Raw genomic sequence first — 20,247 nt, forward strand, 5'->3', positions numbered from 1 at the left:
GGCGGTTCAGGCCGCCAGCGGCCGCGCCAGGGGCAGGTGCAGCGTCGCCTCCAGGCCGCCTGAGGGCTTGTTGTGCAGGCTGGCGCTGCCGCCCAGGCGCTCCATGATCATCGCCACGATGGACAGGCCAAGGCCGGCGCCGTGGCTGTTGCCCTCGCTGTAGAAACGCTGGAACACCCGCTCCAGCTTGTCCGGCTCGATGCCCGGGCCCTGGTCGTCCACGGCCAGCAGCAGTTCATCCCCTTCGCGCCGCAGCGACACCCGGATCAGCCCGCCGGGGGGCGAGTGGTTGACTGCGTTGGCCACCAGGTTCTGCACGGCGATGCCGATCACCCCGGCATCGCTGTCCAGGTGGTAGTCGCCGGGCTCGATCTCCATGGCTGGCTCCATGCCCTTGCCGATGATCCAGGGGGTGAGTTCGGCCAGGGTGTCGGTGACCACCTTGGCCAGGTCGATGGGGGTGCAGGGGCGCTGGGCCAGCAGCGGCTCGACCCGTGCCATGGTCAGCAGCTGGTTGACCACCCGGCTGAGCCGGTCCACCCCGCCGATGAGGAAGTCCAGCGCCTTGCGCCGGTCCTGTTCGTTCTCCGCCTGCAGGGCGTTCTGCGCGTGCAGCCGGAGGATGGCCAGCGGCGTACGCATTTCGTGGGCGGCGTCGGCGATGAAGCGGTGTTCACGGCGCAGCAGCGCGTCGATCTGCCCGAGCAGGCGGTTCAGGGCTGCCTGCATGGGTTCCAGCTCCCGGGGCAGCGGCACCAGTTGCAGCGGTTCGAGGGATTCGGCGTGCCGCGCGCGGATCACCCGGGCCATGTTCTGCAGCGGCTTCAGGCCCCAGCCGATGGCCAGCCAGACCAGCAGCGCCAGGGCCAGGCTGCCCACCAGGAAGGGCGCCAGGGTGTGGCGCACGATGCGCGAGACCAGGTCGCCGCGCACGTCATTGCGCTCGCCGACCCAGATCAGCAGGTGCTGCTCCGGCACCGGCAGGAGGAAGCCGCGCCACTGGCGGCCGTCCAGGGTCAGGTTGCTGAAGCCCGGCTCGCGCAGCGGCTGGTCGAACTGCGGGGCGCTGGGGGTGCGCACCAGCACGTCGCCATTCTCCCGCCACACCAGGAAGGCCAGCTTGCTCTCGTAGGGATGGCCGACACGATGCTTGCCGGCCTTGGCCAGGGCGTCGTTGTAGGCGGCGTAGAGGGCCTGCCGCTCGGGGTCGGCCAGCGGCATGCTCATCACCCCCTGCAGCAGGCGGGCGTTCTGCGCCAGGTGGGCGTCGTAGATCTCGGCGATCTCGTGGCTGCTGTCGTGGTGGTTGTACAGGGCGAGCATACCGGTGCCGATCAGCAGCAGCGCCATGACCCGCCACAGCGTGCGCTGGCGCAGTGAACTCATGCCTGGCCTTCCACCAGGTAGCCGATGCCACGCACGGTGCGGATCAGCTCGCTGAAGAGCTTCTTGCGCAGGTGGTAGATGTGCACTTCCAGGGTGTTGCTCTCGGCCTCTTCCTCCCAGCCATACAGCAGCTGGGTCAGGCGCTCGCGGGTGAAGACCTTGCCCGGCTGGGCCAGCAGCTCGTGCAGCAGCAGGTATTCCTTGGGCGTCAGCACCACGGTCTGGCCGTTGTAGGTGACCTGCTGGCTGGAGGGGTCGAGGGTGATCCCAGCGTGCTCGATCAGCACCGTGGCGCGGCCGGTGCTGCGGCGCAGCAGGGCGCGCAGCCGGGCCTTCAGCTCGTTGAGGTCGAAGGGCTTGACCAGGTAGTCGTCGGCGCCCGCGTCGAGGCCGGCGATGCGGTCCTCGGTGGCGTCGCGGGCGGTGAGGATGAGCACCGGCAGGGTGGCGCCGCCGCCGCGCAGGCGCTTGAGCAGCTCGATGCCGTCCAGGCGCGGCAGGCCGAGGTCGAGCACCACCAGGTCGAATTCCTCGGTCTGCAGGGCGTGCAGCGCGCTGGCGCCGTCCTGCAGCCAATCGATGGTGTAGCCCTCCTGGCGCAATCCGGTGCGCACCCCTTCGCCGAGGGCGGGGTCATCCTCTACCAGCAGCAGACGCATGCTCAGTCCTGTTTGTCCTTGATGTCCTTGAGTAAAGCATCGATCTCGGCGCGGCGGCCCTTGTCGGCCAGCTCGCGGCCGGGGCGCGGCGCGGCCTGCAGGGCTTTCTGCAGGGCAGCGCGGGCCTCGCTGTAGCGGCCCTGGCGTGCCAGGTGGTCGCCCCAGAAGTAGAGACTGTCGATGCCCTCGGGGTTGATTTGCAAGGCCTTGTTGAGCAGCGCCTCGGCCTTGTCGGCATCGCCGAAGCCGATGGGCCAGCCGGGCACGCGGTCATACAGGGCGGCGAGGCTGGTGTAGGCCGAGCCCTGCAGGGCATTGGGGTCCACGGCCAGGGCCTGTTCCAGGCTGGCGCGGGCGTCCTTCACCTTGCCGAGGGCGCCGAGCCCGCCCTGGGCGCCGGCCCAGCTGCTGGTGACGATGCCGTTCCAGATCCACGCTTCGGCGGCCTTGGGCTGCTCGCGGGTGAAGGCCTGGGTCTCCACCGCCAGCTTCTCGAAGGCGTTGGCGCGCTCTTTCTCGGGCAGGTTGTACTGGATCTCCGCCCAGCGCTGCTGGATGGTGGCCAGGCGCTGGGTGCTGGCGGGGTCGAGGGCCCAGGCCAGCGGGGTGGCCAGCAGCAGGCCGATCAGCATCAGGCGTTTCATTTCGCGTGCTCCTTGTGGTTGGCGTCGCTGTAGCGGCGGATCAGGGGAAGCTGCTTGCGCAGGGCACGGTCGACCAGGCCGGGCAGCATGCCGTTGAGGCGCACGAAGAGCTTCTCCGGCCAGCCCAGGTAGAGCTCGCTGCGGTTGTTCTGGATGGCCTGCAGCACCGCCGAGGCGACGTCGCGCGGGTCGTCCATGCCCACCTTCAGGGCATCGTTGAGGGCCACGGCGGCATCACTGTTCATGCTGGTGCGGGTGGCGCGCGGGGCGACGTAGAGCACGTCCACCGGGGTGTCCGCCAGTTCCCGGCGCAGCGCTTCGGAGAAGCCGCGCAGGGCGAACTTGGTGGCGCAGTAGGTGGCGTAGCCGGGGTAGCCGATGGAGCCGTAGGTGGAGCCGACGTTCACCACCAGCGCCTGGCTCTGCTCGCGCAGCAGCGGCAGCATCTGCCGGGTGAGGTGCAGGGTGGCCTTGAGGTTGAGGTCGATCAGGTCGTCCAGGGCGGCTTCGTCGAGCTGGTCGAGCAGGGCGAAGCGGTTGATCCCGGCGGCGTTGATCAGCAGGTTGGCGCCGCCCATGGCGCGCGCCTTCTCGACGATCCGCTGGCGGGCCTCGGGCTCACGCAGGTCGGCGCCCAGCCAGCGCAGCTTGTTGGGGTAGCGCTTGAGCAGGTCGGCCAGCGCGTCGCTCTGACGACTGACCGCGATCACCAGGGCACCGGCGGCGCACAGCTGCTCGGCCAGTTGCAGACCGATGCCACCGCTGGCACCGGTCAGCACCACGCGGCACTCAGGCAAGCGCATGTCGCACCTCGTTCGGGCTCACCTGGGCACGCGGCAGGCCGAGGAACATGTCGGTGTAGAGGCGGTAGACCACCTTGGCGGCATGGATCACGGCGTCCTGGTCTTCCGCGCGGTCCAGGCGGTTCATCAGGCTGCGGTAGGTGGCCATGTGGTCGATGTCCAGGGCGCCGTGGGAGCTGAGGTAGCTGAAGGCGGTGGGCGGCAGGCTCAGGCTCTCGCGGATGGTGCCGGCCGCCTGGGTGGCCAGGGCGATGCTGGTGCCTTCGAGGACGTTGACCATGCCGAACAGGCCCACCGGGTTGTCACGGGCGATCAGGTCGTAGAGGAAGGCCACCATCAGTTCGATGGACAGGGCCGGGCGGCTGTTGCGCACCTGCTCGGCATCGCCCCCGCAGGCGGCGATGTCGTTGAGGATCCACTGCTCGTGGCCGTACTCCTCCTCGATGTATTCGCACACGGCACCGCGCAGCCATTCCAGGCGGCCCGGCAGTTTGGCGCCGCAGGCCATCATCAGCGGTACGGTATGGCGCACGTGGTGGTAGGCCTGGGTGAGGAAGGCGACGTAACCCTCCAGGCTGACGACGCCGGAGAGGGCGTCACGGATGACCGGGGCATTGAACAGGGCCTGGCGTTCCTGGGCGGTGGCGTCTTGCAGGGTGTCGAAGAAAGACATGGTGTCGAACCTCATTCGTTGACGAGTTCAAAAAGGGAATCGCGGTAGTGGGCGAGGATCTCGGCGCGGCGTGGGCGGCCGTTGGCGGTGAGCATTCCGTTGGCGGTGCTGAAGGGTTCCGGCAGGCGCTGCCAGCTGTGGATCCGGGCGTAGTCGGGGAGGGCGGCGTTGCTGCGCTGCACGGCCTGCTCCAGGGCGTCGTCGCTGGCCTTCGGGTCCAGCGGCCAGAGCAGCGCCAGGTTGTGGTCCAGGCCTTCGCCGTAGACGAACGCCTGGAGGATCACGCCGCCCTGGGTCAGCTCGGCCTCGATCCACTCGGGGTTCACGTTGCGGCCGAAGCTGGTGATGAACTGGTTCTTCTTGCGCCCGGCCAGGTACAGGTAGCCGTCTTCGTCGAAGCGGCCTAGGTCACCGGTGGGCCACCACTGGCCCCGGAACGGCGGCTCGCCCAGGTAGCCGAGCAGGGTGCTGCCGCTGACCAGCACTTCGCCGTCCTCGGCCAGCATCACCTGCACGTGGGGCAGCGGGCGGCCGACGCTGCCGGCACGGTGGGCTTCGGGGCGGTTCAGGCACACCACCGAGGCGCATTCGGAGAGGCCGTAGCCCTCGAACACCGGCAGCCCCACGGCCTCGGCACGCTCCAGCAGGCTCGGGGCGACCCGGGCACCGCCGACGGCGACGAAGCGCAGCGGGCCGACCTTCATCAGGCCGCGCTCGATGGCGGTGACCAGGCCCAGCAGCAGTTGAGGCACCAGGATCATGCTTTCCGCGCCGCTGAGGGCGATGCAGCCCAGCAGGCGCGTCCAGTCGACGCCACTGGCGCCGTTGATGCCCATCTGTGGTTGCGGCAGCACGGTGAGGCTGGCCCCGGCGATCAGCGCCGCGTAGAGCCCGAGGTTTTCCAGCAGCACCGCCAGGGGCAGCACCGCCAGGTACTTGCCCGGCTCGGTGGAGCGGCTGGCCTGCTCCAGCTGATGGGCCACCCGCAGCATGGCTTCGGCCGAGAGGCACACGCCCTTGGGCGAGCCGGTGCTGCCGGAGGTGTAGGTGATCTTCGCGGTGCCGGCCGGCAACTGGCTGGCGCCCGCAACCGGGCGGTGCCAGAACGGCTGGCCCCAGGTGAAGCCGGCGCTGCGCAGCTCGTCGCTCAGATCGTCACCGGCGAGCACCAGGCTGGCCTGACTCTGGGCGAGGCAGTGGGCACGCTGGGTGGCGCTGAAGAAGGGCGGCAGGATCACGCAGGGACGCTCGGCGAACAGCGCCGCCAGGTCCCAGAACAGCGCTTCGGGGCCGTTATCCAGGGCGAAGGCGAAGACGCCAGCGGGCTGCTCGCGCAGCAGGGCGACGCGGCTGTCCACTTCGTCCAGCAGCTGGGCGTAGCTGTAGCTGCGCTTGATGCCGCGCACTGCCACCTGGTGCGCCCGCTCGTGGGCGTGCTGGCTCAGGAGGTCGTGGAACTGTCGGACTTCAGGCTGCATGGCCGGCCTCCGCGAGGAGCAGGGGAAACCCCAGGCGCTGGAACACCCCCTGGCGCTCCAGTTCGTCGTGGCCGTAGCGGATGTCGCCGGCATAGACCCGGGGTTGCAGGGCGTAGTAGCTGCCCCAGCTGGCACCTTCGCCACCCAGGCGTTCCGGGTCGGCTTCGGCCAGTTGCACCGGCTCCAGGCCAAGGCGGCGGAAGCTGTTGATCAGCCCGGCGGCCCCGGTGAAGGAGACCCAGCGCAGGTCGCGTGCTGCCAGCAACCAGGTCACGGCGATGATGATCAGGCGGGCGTTGCCGGCGTTGAGGGAGCTGAGGTTGCCCACCTCCACCAGTTCGACGCGGTCGATCGGGCGGCCGACGGCCTGGGCCACGGATTGTTCCAGGGGCGCATCCAGGTAGCGCTCGAGAAACAGCGGCCCGTTGGCGGCGATGCGCATGCCGGCCACGGCGGTCAGTTGGCCGGCGCCGTCACGCAGGGCCAGCAGCTCGGGCAGGAAGTGCTGCACGTCGGCATCGTGGGCCTGCTCGAAGCGGTCGTGGACGAAGGCTTCCAGTTCGGCACGGGCCGGGTCGTCGGCCTGGTGCAGGGTCAGGCTGTAGCGGCGCTCGCCCAACCCGAAGTGAAGGGGGAACAGGGCATTCCATTCCAGCTCAGTCATGTGGCGCACCCATCGGTTCGTTGGATGGTGCGCAGTATCGGGAGGGATTCTGAAGGCAGTCTTAAGGTGGCTTAAGGCTGGAAAAAGTTTTTCGAGGGCGGGAAGCGGGTTGTCCGGCCAAAACGCAGGCAACAAAAAACCGGCGCTAGGGCCGGTTTTCTGTGTGTTCCTGATGATGCCTGGCACCACCTGGAACTGAATGGTGGTGCCAGGGACGGAATCGAACCGCTACCTGAAAGCCTTATTTCTATTGGCTTTCGATGGTTTGGTGGTTCGCGCATGCCCCTAAACATGCCCCTAAAACTAAAGGTGCCCATCTTTTGGGCGCCTTTGATTGCCTGTACTTCTCAGCACATGCCAGCTCAGGCCGCGCATGGTAAGCGCCGATATGCGTGGGGGCAAGTCCGCTTTGTTAGGAGACAATGCGGTCGATCCTGATGCCAAGCTTCTGCATCGTCCTGACTGTATCGGCCATGGCCTGTGCCTCGATGCAGGATAGCTGTTCGATGCGCCGGGCGAAGGTTTTTTGGTGCATGCCTTTGGGGCGGCGTATGTACTCGGCGGGGTAGTCGAGGGGGCCGGCATCGCAGCCCAGCTTATGGCGCAGCGTCCACACGCGATCCATTGCGCGATCTCGCTTGCTGGCCTGTTGGCTTGGGTAGTTCAGGCGCATGCAGTGACGGCAGATAAACACGGCGCCGCCATATAGCTTTGCCACGCGCCGGGCGCAGTTCGGGCAGTGCAGCCACGGGCGTTCCCCGCCCAGGTAGCAGGGTGTCCAGCTAATCGCCACCGGGTAGTCGTGCTGTATCGGTTCGCCGCCACGGCTGCGGCTCTGATAGCGCAGGCGCAGGCTATGCCGACTTTCGATGGTTATGCCGATGCTCGCCACCTTTTCGCCCCGTCGCCACCATGCCCACTGAAGGGATCTACCAGGCTGCAAGCGGCTGTCGCGCTGCAAGGTGCTGATGCTCAGGGTGCGGTAATCGGTGGTGCTGTCTTTTTCGCGTGTTCTGGCCATTGAATCGAACCTAAATCAATTGGAAAACAGGCGGTTTAATCATGCTCGGTTGTGCCGGCCATGCTGGGTGCGTGCGAATCAATGCAGCCACCTGGCGCGGGTGGTTGGTGTGCTGCTCGCGCAGGTCGTGCCGGTCGATAAAGCCCTGCGCCAGCAGATAGCCTGGCTCGCACTCCAGGTAACGGGCCACGCTCGATAGCCAGCGGATAACGTCCGCCGTTGGCGGGTAGCGTTGGGCGCTCACTTCGGCAAACAGTTCGTCACGGTGCTGGCGCACGAACTGGCGCACGTTGTCGGTGATGCGTTCGCGGGGGCGCAGCCGCAAATGCTCACCATGAATTTCGACGGCCAGGCCGGCACGGTGCAGATAGTCCAGGGCTGCCATGGTTAAAAGTCCTCGTGGTCGTCGCTGGGTGGTTCTGCTGTCGCTAGGGGTGTTTTATCCGCAACAACGCCACAAGCCCCGCCATTGCTGGCTTTCGGCCTTTCGTAAGGCGCAACAGTGGGCAGTTGTGTTGCGCTTTCAAATGGCCTGAAAGCCCCACCATTACTGGGTTGTGGCGGTGTTGCGGTTGCGCTGGGGGTATCGCCGGACAAGTAGCGCTCGAAGGCTTCGGTGAACTGCTCCAGGCGGTAGCCTTTAGGCGTTCTGATGCCAATTCGCACGGTGCCGGACTTGATGCCAAATTCCGCAAGGCGCTTGGCCAGTTGGTGCGAAGTCATCGGGCGGCCACGGTTCCAGGTGGCCCAGGGCGATTCGTCGTCTTCGGCCAGGGCTTCCAGTAGGTCGGCGGTCGATAGCCGGTCTGCGTGGCGTTGCTCGAATGCCTCGCGTATCGAGGTCAGCAGTTCGGCGCCGATGCTCGGGGCTTCTTCCTCCAGGCCGTGCAACACGATGGCAGCCGAGCGAGCCAGGCGCGGCCAGTCGCCACCGGCTACTTCGGCCACAGCTAGCAGCGGTTCCCAGCAGTCGTTAGCGCGGTCGTTCAGTCCGTCGATTTCTGCGGGCCTGGCGTGCCGTACCCGTTCGCGGTTGTCGATGGCGAAGCGGGCTAGCTGGCTGACCAGTTGCGCAAAGGCCTGCGGGTCGGCGTGGCGAATTTTTTCGCTATGTTCCCCTGTCTTTTTGCGGCGCAGGCGCAGGGGAATGCTGCGATCCGCCAGGGTGTCGGCAATCTTGCCGATGCCGCATAGCGCCTTGGCGCCCCACACGTTGAAGCAAGTGGGCATGTGTTCATCGCCCACGCAGCGAATTACATAGGCGGTGTCACGGGTAAAGCCGGCATTGAGGATGCCCCGCGCTTCGTCGTGCTCAGCTAGAAAAGCGTCCACCTCGTCGATCAGCAGCGTCGGTTGCCACAGCTCCAGCGCGCGGAACAATGCAGCCGGGGCGATGTTGGACACGGCAAGCGGTCGGTAGCTCAAACGCGCCAGCACGCCAAGCAACACGGTTTTGCCACAGCGCTTTTCCGGGGCGGTGATATTGGCAATGGGCGCCACGTTCACCACATCGGCAAACCAGGTAAAGGCCGCCCAGAGTGCCGCCGCGTGCAGGGTCGCCGGGTCGGCAATTACATGGCGCTTGATGCGCTGTGCTAGTTCATCCAGCAAGCGGGCGCCGTCCACCGGGTCGGGCCATAGCGTCACCTCGGGAAAGATGGCGCTTTCGTGGTGGGTGTGCAGCGCGTCCGCCTGGCTGGTCAGGCTATCCAGTTCGGCCAGGCTGACGGTGCGTGCCTCCTTGGCATGGTGCCTGATACGTGCCCAGCGTGCGGGGTCGCTGCTTCTGACTTCGCGCAGCAGCGCCAGAATATCCGGCTCGAACAACGCGCCAGGGTCATCTTTTAGCCGGGCCAATGCCGTATTGATCGGGTCGGCTACCAGGCTCGGGATGGGCACCAGAGAGCTGTCAGTCATTGCGCAGCCCTCCAGTTCGCCAGGTCGTTGAAGTCAGACAGGTGCAAGGGTTCGGCACCTGACCACGGCGGCATTACCAGGCCACAGCCAAGGCTTGCCGCTGCCTGGGTGGCGGCGGTGCGGCCTGGGTTGCCCTCGGTCTGGCGGTCGTCATCGCCTGCAATGATCAATACGGCGTCAGGGTGCTGGCGCTGCAAGCGTTGTGCTGCGGGTAGCAGGTTGCCGGCGTTCATCGCGCAGGCCACGGCGGCGCCTGTTGCAGCATGCAGGCTTGCGCCCGTGGCCCAGCCTTCGCAGACGTACAGCGGCTGGCCGCTGGCGATCTCGCCTATGGGGGCATGGCAGCCGCGCACCTGGCCACCCGGCAAAAAGCGTTTGCCGCCGTCCGGGTAGATGCGTTGCAGGTTGACCATGCGGCCATCGCACAGCAGCGGCACCAGCAAGGCGCCCCCATGCTGACGCAGGCCATAAGGCGCTACAGCCTTGCCGCGTAGATATGCGTGGCCGGGTGTTGCAGCCTGGGCCGTTTGCCAGATGCGCTGTGCAAGCTCGGTGGCTGTTTGCTGGCGCTGTTGTTGTTCGCTGGCGCGTTGCTGGCGTGCCTGTTCGATGCGCTGGGCGATCAATTGCGCTTCGATTGGGTCGGCAGGTTTGCGGCTGCTCCAAGTCTGCGAGCCGCCAGCCTTCCAACTGCCAAACACGCCAGAGGCGATGCCATCGGCAAACAGCAGATACCAGCCGTTGAGGGTGCCCGGCTTGTCGCCAGGCACGCGGAAGCGGTGAATCATGCCGTCTGGTATAGGCGCCCAGTCCAACGGCCCGAAAGCCGCCTGTAAGGTATGGTGAAACTGGCTTACACAGTCCATCGCAGCACCTCCAGTGAGCACAGAAACAGCAACTCAGCGCCAGCCGGTTGCAGCACCAGCAGCATTGCGCGGGCTTTTTCCAGGCAAGCCGAACCCGTTGCCGCCATGTGGCAGCATTGAAAATCAGCCATGGTTATTCCCCGGTCTGGGTCAGGTAGTACAGCGCGATGCCGTGGTGGGTGCGGCCTTGGTCGTCGGTCGTGCTGATGCGTTGGGCGCGGATGGGGTGGCCACGCTCTTTCAGTTCCTTGATACGGGCGGCAGGCATCAGGATATTCAGCTCACTGCGCGCGGTGAGAGTATCGACGGGGCCGAGTTGCAGGCGTGCCAGTAGGCGGGCGCGTTGGGCGCTGGCGCTGCTGTGTTGAATGGTTGCGTTCATTGCGCAGCCTCCCGTTGGGCGGCCAGTGCGTCACACCATGCCAGCACCTCGGCTTCGAGCCAGGCCACGGACTTGGGGCCAAGCGTAATCTGCGTGGGGAAGGTGCCAGCGGCCATGCGCCGATACACTTCGGAAGTGGAAAGGGTGGTCAGGGTTTTAACTTCGGCCAGCTTGATAAAGCGGCGCGGGGTATGGGTATTGTTGGTAGTGTTTGCCATCGTCTAAGCTCCCCTGGGCTGTTTGGGTATCGACGATGGATAAGGTATTGCGTAGATGCTGGCGTGTGACGTGGGGGAGTTGGGCAGGGCCTTGCCCTATTTCCCCATACCCCTAATAGCTCTATGTGCGTCATCAACATTTATGGCGCGGGTTTCGGCAGTGAGATCCAATACTGCTCTCACGAAATCAGGAAATTCACCTACATGCTGATTCGTTGAGCTTGTTTTGCGCCCGGGCACTTTCGTATTTGTTGCTGTCTCCCATGCCATTTTGATTCCCCGGTATATCTCGCCTCTAAGTTTGGTCTTAGGCGCTGTTACGTTGAGTCGGTTTTGGGGGCGATTCTCGTAGTGTTGAATTAACTTGTGCAGGTTGCCCAGCAGTGCTTGAGCCTCTCTAGGTGGATATGCTAGCGCATTAATGCAGGCCGGTGATATGCAGGATTTTGAGGCGGGATCAGACAAGATATCTGACATTTCTTTAGCTAGCTTGATCAACTTTCTGTGTTCATTGCGCCAGGCTTCTGCGTCTGTCGCTGCGCTGTACTCTGAATCGCTCTCAGAGCCTTTCGTTAGAGAATAGGCCGAGATTGCCCTGGCTAAGTCGTAAGCCACGGAGGGTAGCTGGGATCGAATCTCTGAAAGTAAGGAGTGTTTAGCTGCAAGGTTGTCAATTAGCGTCTCTAATGGCTCCAGCACCTCGGGCTTAGGCAGTTGTGCCCTGATGATTGAGCGTGGAATTGCAGTCCGTTTCGCTTCAGGCATGGCGCTTGACTCTCACTACATTGGTGCCGGCACACAGGGCGTCTATCGAATCAGCCCACGCCTGCATCATCTCCCGGCGTTGCTCCAGGTAAGTGGCGTGGTTGTAGGTGTCGCGTATTTCGTCGGCGTCGCCATGGGCTAGCTGGCGTTCGATCCAGTCGCGGTTATAGCCGCGTCCGTTCAGTTCGGTGCTTAGCAGGTGGCGGAAGCCGTGGCCGGTCTGGCGCCCTTCGTAACCCATCAGGCGCAATGCCTTGTTGATGGTATTTTCACTCATGGGGCGTTCGGCGTTCTGCTGGCCGGGAAATAGCAGCGGGTAGTCGCCGGTTATCTCCTGTAGCTGGCGCAGGATGGCCACGGCCTGGCGGGGTAGGGGCACCACATGCGGGCGGCGGGCTTTCATGCGCTGCTTGGGAATCGTCCAGGTTGCCCCATCAAGGTCAAATTCAGCCCAGGGCGCGGCGCGTAACTCGCCAGGGCGAACGGCGGTCAGCAGCAGCAGGCGAATGGCGCAGCGGGTCAGGGTGTTGAGTCTGGCGGCATCGAGCTTGCCCAGCAGCTCGGGCAGTTCGGCAAAGCTGACGTGGGGATGATGGCGTGGGGCTTTTGCTGGCGCGGCTACCACGTCCAGGTCGGTGGCCGGGTTGTTGTCCACGGCGCCACTGGCCAGGCCGTAGCGAAATATCTGGTGCAGCCATTGGCGAATCTTGCCAGCGGCATTGAGCGTGCCCCGTGCTTCCACCTTGCGCACCAGCTCCACCAGTTCGGGACGGGTAATGGCCTTGACCGGGCGCGCACCGATGCCGGGTATCAGGTCGTTGTCCAGATACAGCTTGGCCTTGTAAGCGCTACTTTCGGCCCAGCGCGGGGCGTTATAGGCGTACCACTCGCGGGCCAGTTTCTCGAATGTGGTTTCTGCGGCCTGCTGGGCCTGTTTATCGGCCTTTTTCTGGGCGCCGGGGTCTACGCCATTGGCGAGCTGTTCGCGGGCCTCTGCGCGGCGCTGGCGCGCTTGCTGTAGGGGCACGGCAGGATATGCCCCCAAGGCGAGGCGTTTTTCCTTGTCGGCGTAGCGGTATTTCAAGCGCCACAGCTTTGAGCCACCGGGCATAACTTCCAGGTACAGCCCCTGGCCATCGGTGAGCTTGTAGGGCTTATCCTGCGGTTTGGCGGCCTTGATGGCCGAATCGGTCAATGGCGTGACTTTGCGGGGCATTGGGGCACCTTCGTAGGGGCATGATTCATGACCGAACCGGCGATGCCCCCAACAATGCCCCCAAAACTTTGGGCTTACAAGGGTGGGGTAGGGAAGTGCAGGCAATAAAAAACCGGCTCAGAGGCCGGTTTTTCGGGGCTTTCAGGCGGTTTAGGCATTGCCTGAAAACTAAAGATGGTGCCCAGGGACGGAATCGAACCGCCGACACGGGGATTTTCAATCCCCTGCTCTACCAACTGAGCTACCTGGGCAACGGGGCGCTATTAAACGGATTTCGAAGGGGGGAGTCAAGCGTGTCCTGAAAAAATTTTTCAGCCTTTACGGGCGCTTACGCGCTCGGGGGGACATAGCCCTCGGCCTGGGCGTATTCCTCGCCGGAGAGGAACTTGTCCATCTCGGCCTGGAGGAACTTGCGATCCTCGGCATTCATCATGTTCAGGCGACGCTCGTTGATCAGCATGGTCTGGTGCTTCTGCCACTCTTCCCAGGCTTTCTTCGAGACGTTGTTGAAGATGTCTTCGCCCTTGGCGCCGGGGTAGGGCGGTTTGTCGAGGCCGGGCAGTTCCTCGTGGTACTTGCGGCACTGGACGGTACGGGTCATGGCGAATCTCCTGCATTCAATACGTCGGCGGCGCGCTTGAGCAGCTTCTTGACCGGAGCGGCCAGGCCCAGGCGCGGCGGGGTGGCGAGGTTATACCAGAGCCAGTCGGCATCGGCCATTTCGCGGTGGCTGCCCTCGACGGGCACCAGCCAGGGTTCGATGGCGAGCTGGAAGTGGCTGAAGGTGTGGGTCAGGCCGGGCAGTTCGCGGGCCTGGCCGAGCTGCAGGGCGTGCTGCGTGGCCAGGGGGGCGAGGGCGTCGAGGTCGTCCAGCTCGGGCAGGCTCCACAGGCCGCCCCAGAGGCCACTGGAGGGGCGCCGGTAGAGCAGGATGGCGCCATCGCGGTTGGCCAGGATCGGCATCAGGGTGCGCTTCTGTGGCAGGGCCTTGCGCGGCTTGGGCACCGGGTAGCGGATCTCCAGCCCCAGCAGGTGGGCCTGGCAGCCTTCGCGCAGGGGGCAGAGCAGGCAGCTGGGCTTGCTGCGGGTGCAGAGGGTGGCCCCCAGGTCCATCATCGCCTGGGTGTAGTGGTTGACCCGTTCGTGGGGGGTGAAGCGCTCGGCGACGGCCCACAGCTGCCTGGCCACCTTGGGTTCGCCGGGGTAGCCCTCCTGGGCGACGTAGCGGGCCAGGACGCGCTTGACGTTGCCGTCGAGGATCGGGGCGCGCAGGCCCATGGACAGGCTGGCGATGGCGCCGGCGGTGGAGCGGCCGATGCCGGGCAGCTCGGCGAGCTGCTCGACGTCGCGGGGGAATTCGCCGCCGTGGCGCTCCATGACGATCTTCGCGGTCTTCTGCAGGTTGCGCGCGCGGGTGTAGTAGCCGAGCCCGGTCCACAGGTGCAGGACTTCGTCCTCGGGCGCCTCGGCCAGGTCGCGTACGGTGGGCAGGGCGGCCATGAAGCGGTCGAAGTAGCCGAGCACGGTGCTGACCTGGGTCTGCTGCAGCATGATTTCCGAGACCCATACCCGGTACGGGGTGATGCCCTGTTGCCAGGGCAGGTCGTGGCGGCCGTGGAGGTCGTACCAGGCGAGTACGGCGCTGGAGAACTGCTCGGGTGTCATCGCTTGAACAGCCCCTTCAGTGCGTCCTTGAGTTCCGGGCTGACCTTGTCACCGAGCTTTTCTTCGAGCTTCTCGCTGAGCTTGTCGCCGGCCAGCTTGGCGGCGATCTTGCCCATGCCGTCCTTGTCCAGGCGGCAGGCCTTGGCACCGATCTCCAGCGGGCCGCGGCAGTACAGCGGCCATTCCAGGCCGACGTAGCGCTGGTTGACCTGGCAGGCCGGGTCGGCCATGGCGCTCTTGTCGCCTTCGATGACGATGCCGGCGCGGTAGTCCATGCCCAGCACGCGCAGGTCGACGTCGCCATTGCCGTTGAGGGTCAGGCCGGGGATGCGCGCCTTGAGGTCGGGGTTGCTGGCCACGCCGTTGGTGAAGGTGAGGCTGCCGCGCAGTTCCTGGAAGGGGGTTTCCTTGCCTTCGTAGCTGGTGGTGAGGGTCTTGCGGTTGAGCAGGGCGATGCCCTGGCAGAGCTGTTGCTCCAGGTTGGCGTCGAGCAGGGCGCCGTCGTTGAGGACGAAGCTGGCGGTGCCGTTGAGGGCGTCGATCCAGGCCTTCTCGCTGTTGCCACGGGTGCGCAGGTCGGCGTTGAGGTCCAGGGCGCCGCGAACCGGCGGCTTCTGGTCGAGGGCCTTGAGGATCTTCTCCACCGGCACGTGGCTGATGCGTTTGCGGGCGCTGAGCTGGGGGACGTCGCTGCGCACGTCGAGCTGGGCGCTGGCGTCGAATTCACCGCCATAGAGGCCGCCGCGCAGCTGCTCCAGGGTGATCTGGCCGGCTTTGCCACGGGCCTTGAGGCGGGCGTCGGTGATCGGCAGCTTGTCCAGCGTCAGCTGGCCGAAGGCCAGGTCGGCTTCCAGGTCGAGCTTGCGCAGGCTGTCGAGGGGCAGCAGCGGGGCTTCGCTCCAGGCCTGCTGGGTGGGCTTCTCGGGCAGCGGGGTGGTGCCCTGGCCGGCGCTGGCGACGGTGCCCTGGATCTCGGCCTGGCGGGCGCTGGCGTCGTCCTTCTTCTTTGGCGGCAGGTAGCGGTCGAGGTCGAGCTTGTCGGCCTTGAGCTGGGCGCGCAGGGCCTGGCGCTCGATGTCGGCCACGGCCAGGCGGCCGCTGAAGCTGCTGTCGTCGAGCTTGAGGGTCAGCTGTTCCAGGGCGAGGTCGCTGGGGCTGCCCTTGAGCTGGGTGGCCAGTTCGAAGCGCTTGAGGGTGTTGGCGTCCTGCATGGCCGGCAGTTCGACGCCGAGGCCGGTGAGGAATTCGCGCAGGTCGAGCTGGGCGATGGACAGGCCGCCTTCCAGGCGCGGGGTCTTGTCCAGGTCGTGGACCTTCAGTTCACCCAGTGCGCGCAGCTGGTTGGCGGAGAGCTTGAGGCTGTTCCACTCGGCGATGTTGGCGCCGAGGTCGGCCAGCAACTGGCCCTGGGCGCTGAAGGTGAGGGTCTTGCCCTTGAACGGCTCGCCCGAGGCTTCGCCGCCGAGCTTGGCGTCTTCCAGCTGGTAGCGCTTGAGGGCGTGGTCGAAGCGCAGGCTGGCGGTGAGTTCGGTCTTGGCGCGCAGCACCGGCTTGTTGGTGCCGAAGAAGGCGCTGAGCTTGAAGGGGATGGCGGCGCCTTCGCGGATGGCGCCGGTGGTCAGTTCGATGCCTTCGGCGCTGTACTGCTGGCCGGTCTTGGCGTCGGTGTAGTCCACGCGGGCGTTGTTGACGGTGAGGCTGTCGATGTCCAGCTTCAGCGGCCGTTCGTTGCCGGCGGGCTTGGGCTGTTCCGCCGGCGCGGGGGTGCCTTCGGTGGCGGGGACCGGCGTGCTGGCGGCCTGGGCCGGGCGGCCGATGTCTTCCCAGTTGCCACGGCCCTTCTCGTCACGGGCCAGGGTCAGGTCGAGGCCTTCGATGCGGATGTCGCTCATCTGCACTTCCTTGCGCAGCAGCGGCATGACGCGCACGGAGAGGCCGAGCAGGGCCAGGTTGGCGAAGGGCTTGTCGGGGCTGGCGGCACTGGCCAGGGTGGTGTCGTGCAGCTCCAGGCCGAGCCAGGGGAACAGGCTCCAGCCGATGTCGCCCTTCAGGTCCAGCTCGAGGTTGGCCTTGTCGCGGGCGATCTGGCGGATTTCATCCTTGTAGTCGTTGGGATCGAACAGGTGGGTCAGGGCGAAGCCCAGGGCCACGATGATCAGCAACAGCCCGAGGAGCAGCAGGCCCAGGAGTTTGCCGATGGATTTCATGGACGAGTCCTTGTGATGAGTGCCGGAGGAAGGGCGCGAGTATAGCGCCAGCGGTTGTGCTGTTTGATGGCCAAACGTGGCGGCGGTTCACCGGGCTGGCGCCTGCGGCCCGTCTGACTGGCGCGTGCCGTCGCGTGACGGGGGCGGCGGCTGGTCTAGGCTGCGCTGCACAACGACAAGAACGGGAGATGCGCCATGAACGTGGCGGTGCTGGCCTTTCCGCTGTACATCCTGCTGATCCTGCTGGAGCTGGCCTACGAGCGGCACAGCGGGCGTTCCACCTACCGCCTGGCCGATGCGGCCACCAGCGTCAACACCGCCGTGCTGCGGGTGGTGCTGGAGGGGCCGTTGCGCCTGTTGCTGGTGCTGCCCTACGCCTGGCTCTACGAGCACGCGCGCCTGCTGGAGCTGGACCCGACTTCACCCTGGGTGTGGCTCGGGGGCTTCGTGGCGGTGGACTTCTGCTTCTACTGGGCGCATCGCACCCTGCATCGCTACAACCTGCTGTGGGGCGCGCACCAGCCGCACCATTCCAGCGAGGACTTCAACCTGTCGACGGCGCTGCGCAAGGGCGCGTTCCAGACCGCCTTCGACTGGCCCTTCTACCTGCCCCTGGCGCTGCTGGGGCTGCCGTTGCCGCTGTTCCTGGTGCTGCTCGGGGTGCAGCTGGCCTACCAGTTCTGGATCCACAGCCAGCACATCGGTCGCCTCGGCTGGCTGGAGAAGGTGCTGGTGACGCCGTCCCTGCACCGGGTGCACCACGGGCAGAACCCGCGCTACATCGATCGCAATCATGGTGGGGTGTTCATTCTCTGGGACCGGCTGTTCGGCACCTGGCAGGAGGAGGACGAGCCGGTGGTGTACGGGGTGACCACGCCGGTGCGCACCTTCGACCCGCTGCGCCTGCAGTTCAGCTGGTGGCGCCTGCTGTGGGCCGATGCGCGGGCGACCCGCTCCTGGTGGGACAAGCTGCGGCTGTGGTGGATGCCCACCGGCTGGCGCCCGGCGGACGTGCGCCAGCATCCCTGGCCGTCGATGGACGGGCCCCGCCATGAGCCGCGCCACGGGGTGAGCCTGACGGGTTATGCGCTGGCGCAGTTCCTGGCGATCAACCTGCTGGCGCTGGCGTTTCTGCTCAGCGTGCGCCAGGCCCTGGCCTGGGAACCCTGGCTGCTGGTGCTGGCGATCCTCTGGGGCTGCGTGAGCCTGGGGCTGCTGTTCGACGGGCAGCGCCTGGCACCCCGGCTGGAGGGCGCGCGGCAGCTGGGGCTGGCCGTGCTGGCGATGGGCTGGGCGCTGTGGGCGGGCGACCCGGCCTGGGTCGGCTGGGCGCTGGCGGGGTTCCACCTGGCCAGCCTGCTCTGGCTCGGTTGGTTGCTGCGGGAGCGCCCGCTGGTGGCACCGGCCTAGCAGGCCGGGTCGAGGGGCAGGTGCAGCCGGGCGGCCAGGGCCTGGGCCTCCAGATGGTCCTGGGGGCCCTGCAGGCGCAGTTCGCAGCCGGCCTCGCGGGCCAGGCGGGCGGCCTCGTCCAGCAGGCGGCGGGCTACGCCCCGGCGGCGGGTGACGCTGCGCACGCATAGGTGGGAGAGCCGCCAGGCGTCACGTTCGCAGCGCAGCAGGGCGGCGCCCAGCAGGCGGTCGTTGAAGCGGCCGGTCAGCAGCCGGCCCTCCGCCAGGCCTTGCGCCACCAGGTCCCCGGCGTCGGCATAGGGCGGCAGCAGCCAGGCCGGGGCGTCGGCGTAGATGCGGCCCAGGTCGGTGCGGTCCTGCTCGCTGAGCTGGGTGGGGCGTTCGACGATGACAGGCATGGGTGTCCTTGTTGAGGCCAGGGGGTGGGGTCCGGATAATACGCGCCGCAGGCCGAATCATCGTGGGATTGTTTCGCCTGCTAGTGTGAGTTTGTGGGCGGTGCGTGGGGAGACTGTGCGCACCGCCCGACCCACCTGCGTGCATATCAAAAAAACAGGATAACGACACAATGAGCAGTACCCTGAGCTTGGGCGGCGATGCCGTCCGGCCCGCGTTCCTTTCCAAGGAACGCACCATCGCCCGACCGGGCTTCAACCGCTGGCTGGTGCCGCCGGCGGCCCTGGCCATCCACCTCTGCATCGGCATGGCCTATGGCTTCTCGGTGTTCTGGCTGCCGCTGTCCAAGGCCATCGGCATCACTGCGCCGGTGGCCTGCTCCCCGGAAATGAGCTTCATCGCCCAGGTGTTCTCCAGCGACTGTGACTGGCCGATCTCCATGCTGGGCTGGATCTACACCCTGTTCTTCATCTTCCTCGGCTGCTCGGCCGCCATCTGGGGTGGCTGGCTGGAGCACGCCGGCCCGCGCAAGGCCGGCCTGGTGTCGGCCTTCTGCTGGTGCGGTGGCCTGCTGATCTCGGCCTTCGGCGTCTACATCCACCAGATCTGGCTGATGTGGGTCGGCCTGGGGGTGATCGGCGGCATCGGCCTGGGCCTGGGCTATATCTCGCCCGTTTCCACCCTGATCAAGTGGTTCCCGGACAAGCGCGGCATGGCGACCGGCATGGCCATCATGGGCTTCGGTGGTGGTGCCATGGTCGGCGCGCCGCTGGCAGCCGAGCTGATGAACCACTTCGCCAGCGCTGAAAGCGTCGGTGTGTGGCAGAGCTTCGTGGTGATGGCGGTGGTCTATTTCATCTTCATGGTGGGCGGCGCCCTGGCTTACCGCGTGCCGCCGACCGGTTGGAAGCCCGAGGGCTGGACCGCGCCGGTGAAGAAGGCCAACAACGCGATGATCACCAAGGGCCACGTCCACGTGAACACCGCGTGGAAGACCCCGCAGTTCTGGCTGGTCTGGGCCGTGCTGTGCCTGAACGTCTCCGCCGGCATCGGCATCATCGGCATGGCCTCGCCCCTGCTGCAGGAAGTGTTCGGCGGCAAGCTGATCGGCAACCACCTGAGCTTCAACGAGCTGGACGCCGCGCAGCTGGCGCAGATCGCCGCCATCGCGGCCGGCTTCACCGGCCTGCTGAGCCTGTTCAACATCGGTGGCCGCTTCTTCTGGGCGTCCTTCTCCGACCTGATCGGCCGCAAGGCGACCTACTTCGTGTTCTTCGCCCTGGGCTTCCTGCTCTACGCGCTGGTGCCCTGGACCGGTCACCTGGGCAGCGTGGCGTTCTTCGTCTTCTGCTTCTGCCTGATCCTGTCCATGTACGGCGGCGGCTTCGCCACCGTACCGGCCTATCTGGCGGACCTGTTCGGCACCCAGATGGTCGGTGCCATCCACGGTCGCCTGCTGACGGCCTGGGCCTTCGCCGGCATCCTCGGTCCGGTGCTGGTGAACTACATCCGCGAGTACCAGCTGAGCGTGGGGGTCGAGCGCGCTGCCGCGTACGACATCACCCTGTACATCCTCGCCGGCCTGCTGGTGCTGGGCTTCCTGTGCAACCTGCTGGTGCGCCCGGTGGCGCCGAAGTACTTCATGACCGACGCCGAGCTGGCCGCCGAGCGTGCCATCGGCCATGACGCCAGCCAGAGCACCCAGGTGCTGGAGTGGTCGGCCGACCCGTCCAGCCGCCCGCTGGTGATCGCTGCCTGGCTGGCCGTCGGCCTGCCGCTGGCCTGGGGTGTGTGGATCACCCTGCAGAAGACCGCCGCGCTGTTCGGCTGATCGTCCCTGCACCGGGCGATGTCGGCGTCTTGCCGGCATCGCCCGG

General features: G+C 66.3%; 21 protein-coding genes and 1 tRNA gene. 2 read left to right on the forward strand and 20 right to left on the reverse strand.

What is annotated here, in order from left to right:
- Positions 1–6: 6 nt before the first annotated feature.
- The 19 genes from SZ55_RS10655 to SZ55_RS10740 all read right to left on the reverse strand — a co-directional run bounded on the left by SZ55_RS10655 (position 7) and on the right by SZ55_RS10740 (position 16,564).
- Entirely contained in the window at positions 7–1,386 is a 1,380-nt protein-coding gene (locus SZ55_RS10655) for a sensor histidine kinase (protein WP_044405379.1), read from the reverse strand.
- Positions 1,383–2,045 (reverse strand): response regulator, encoded by a 663-nt coding sequence (locus SZ55_RS10660; RefSeq protein ID WP_044405381.1) that lies wholly within the window; start codon positions 2,043–2,045, stop codon positions 1,383–1,385. The genes SZ55_RS10655 and SZ55_RS10660 overlap by 4 nt, the downstream gene beginning before the upstream one ends.
- A 2-nt stretch (positions 2,046–2,047) precedes the next feature.
- Complete coding sequence (locus SZ55_RS10665) at positions 2,048–2,689, reverse strand: tetratricopeptide repeat protein (RefSeq protein WP_044405383.1); 642 nt, start codon at positions 2,687–2,689, stop codon at positions 2,048–2,050.
- Positions 2,686–3,492: an SDR family oxidoreductase gene (locus SZ55_RS10670; RefSeq protein WP_044405385.1), complete on the reverse strand. Its 807-nt coding sequence runs from the start codon at positions 3,490–3,492 to the stop codon at positions 2,686–2,688. Before SZ55_RS10670 ends, SZ55_RS10665 begins: the two co-directional genes overlap by 4 nt.
- Positions 3,479–4,165, reverse strand: coding sequence for a TenA family transcriptional regulator (locus SZ55_RS10675; RefSeq protein ID WP_044405387.1), 687 nt, complete (start codon positions 4,163–4,165; stop codon positions 3,479–3,481). Before SZ55_RS10675 ends, SZ55_RS10670 begins: the two co-directional genes overlap by 14 nt.
- A gap of 11 nt (positions 4,166–4,176) precedes the next feature.
- On the reverse strand, positions 4,177–5,643 hold the full coding sequence (locus SZ55_RS10680; RefSeq protein WP_044405388.1) for an AMP-binding protein: 1,467 nt from the start codon (positions 5,641–5,643) through the stop codon (positions 4,177–4,179).
- Entirely contained in the window at positions 5,633–6,307 is a 675-nt protein-coding gene (locus tag SZ55_RS10685; protein ID WP_044405506.1) for a thermostable hemolysin, read from the reverse strand. Before SZ55_RS10685 ends, SZ55_RS10680 begins: the two co-directional genes overlap by 11 nt.
- Positions 6,308–6,719: 412 nt before the next feature.
- Positions 6,720–7,328: a hypothetical protein gene (locus SZ55_RS28650; protein ID WP_152644468.1), complete on the reverse strand. Its 609-nt coding sequence runs from the start codon at positions 7,326–7,328 to the stop codon at positions 6,720–6,722.
- Positions 7,329–7,338: 10 nt separating this feature from the next.
- Positions 7,339–7,713 (reverse strand): hypothetical protein, encoded by a 375-nt coding sequence (locus SZ55_RS10695; RefSeq protein ID WP_044405389.1) that lies wholly within the window; start codon positions 7,711–7,713, stop codon positions 7,339–7,341.
- Between the two features lie 2 nt (positions 7,714–7,715).
- A complete protein-coding gene (locus SZ55_RS10700; RefSeq protein WP_044405390.1) occupies positions 7,716–9,245 on the reverse strand; it encodes a DUF3631 domain-containing protein in 1,530 nt (509 codons plus the stop codon).
- Entirely contained in the window at positions 9,242–10,111 is an 870-nt protein-coding gene (locus tag SZ55_RS10705) for a toprim domain-containing protein (RefSeq protein WP_044405391.1), read from the reverse strand. Before SZ55_RS10705 ends, SZ55_RS10700 begins: the two co-directional genes overlap by 4 nt.
- A 133-nt stretch (positions 10,112–10,244) precedes the next feature.
- Positions 10,245–10,493: a helix-turn-helix domain-containing protein gene (locus SZ55_RS10710; RefSeq protein ID WP_044405392.1), complete on the reverse strand. Its 249-nt coding sequence runs from the start codon at positions 10,491–10,493 to the stop codon at positions 10,245–10,247.
- Complete coding sequence (locus tag SZ55_RS10715) at positions 10,490–10,711, reverse strand: helix-turn-helix transcriptional regulator (RefSeq protein ID WP_044405393.1); 222 nt, start codon at positions 10,709–10,711, stop codon at positions 10,490–10,492. The genes SZ55_RS10710 and SZ55_RS10715 overlap by 4 nt, the downstream gene beginning before the upstream one ends.
- A gap of 96 nt (positions 10,712–10,807) precedes the next feature.
- Positions 10,808–11,476, reverse strand: a complete 669-nt coding sequence (locus SZ55_RS28005) for a hypothetical protein (RefSeq protein ID WP_152644469.1) — start codon at positions 11,474–11,476, stop codon at positions 10,808–10,810.
- Entirely contained in the window at positions 11,469–12,692 is a 1,224-nt protein-coding gene (locus tag SZ55_RS10720; protein WP_044405394.1) for a tyrosine-type recombinase/integrase, read from the reverse strand. The genes SZ55_RS28005 and SZ55_RS10720 overlap by 8 nt, the downstream gene beginning before the upstream one ends.
- Before the next feature lie 175 nt (positions 12,693–12,867).
- Positions 12,868–12,943, reverse strand: a tRNA-Phe gene (locus SZ55_RS10725).
- Between the two features lie 77 nt (positions 12,944–13,020).
- Positions 13,021–13,293: an oxidative damage protection protein gene (locus tag SZ55_RS10730; protein WP_044405395.1), complete on the reverse strand. Its 273-nt coding sequence runs from the start codon at positions 13,291–13,293 to the stop codon at positions 13,021–13,023.
- A complete protein-coding gene (gene mutY, locus SZ55_RS10735; protein ID WP_044405396.1) occupies positions 13,290–14,357 on the reverse strand; it encodes an A/G-specific adenine glycosylase in 1,068 nt (355 codons plus the stop codon). Before mutY ends, SZ55_RS10730 begins: the two co-directional genes overlap by 4 nt.
- Positions 14,354–16,564 (reverse strand): AsmA family protein, encoded by a 2,211-nt coding sequence (locus SZ55_RS10740; RefSeq protein ID WP_044405397.1) that lies wholly within the window; start codon positions 16,562–16,564, stop codon positions 14,354–14,356. Before SZ55_RS10740 ends, mutY begins: the two co-directional genes overlap by 4 nt.
- A 195-nt stretch (positions 16,565–16,759) precedes the next feature.
- Here SZ55_RS10740 and SZ55_RS10745 point away from each other — a divergent pair, with 195 nt between their 5' ends.
- Entirely contained in the window at positions 16,760–17,974 is a 1,215-nt protein-coding gene (locus SZ55_RS10745) for a sterol desaturase family protein (protein WP_044405398.1), read from the forward strand.
- Here the strand turns inward: SZ55_RS10745 and SZ55_RS10750 are convergent.
- A complete protein-coding gene (locus tag SZ55_RS10750; RefSeq protein WP_044405399.1) occupies positions 17,971–18,372 on the reverse strand; it encodes an acetyl-CoA sensor PanZ family protein in 402 nt (133 codons plus the stop codon). The two genes, SZ55_RS10745 and SZ55_RS10750, sit on opposite strands and share 4 nt — an antisense overlap.
- A gap of 170 nt (positions 18,373–18,542) precedes the next feature.
- Here SZ55_RS10750 and SZ55_RS10755 point away from each other — a divergent pair, with 170 nt between their 5' ends.
- A complete protein-coding gene (locus SZ55_RS10755; RefSeq protein ID WP_044405400.1) occupies positions 18,543–20,201 on the forward strand; it encodes an OFA family MFS transporter in 1,659 nt (552 codons plus the stop codon).
- Positions 20,202–20,247 lie beyond the last annotated feature (46 nt).

This window comes from Pseudomonas sp. FeS53a (assembly GCF_000931385.1).
GTDB classification, from domain to species: domain Bacteria; phylum Pseudomonadota; class Gammaproteobacteria; order Pseudomonadales; family Pseudomonadaceae; genus Metapseudomonas; species Metapseudomonas otitidis.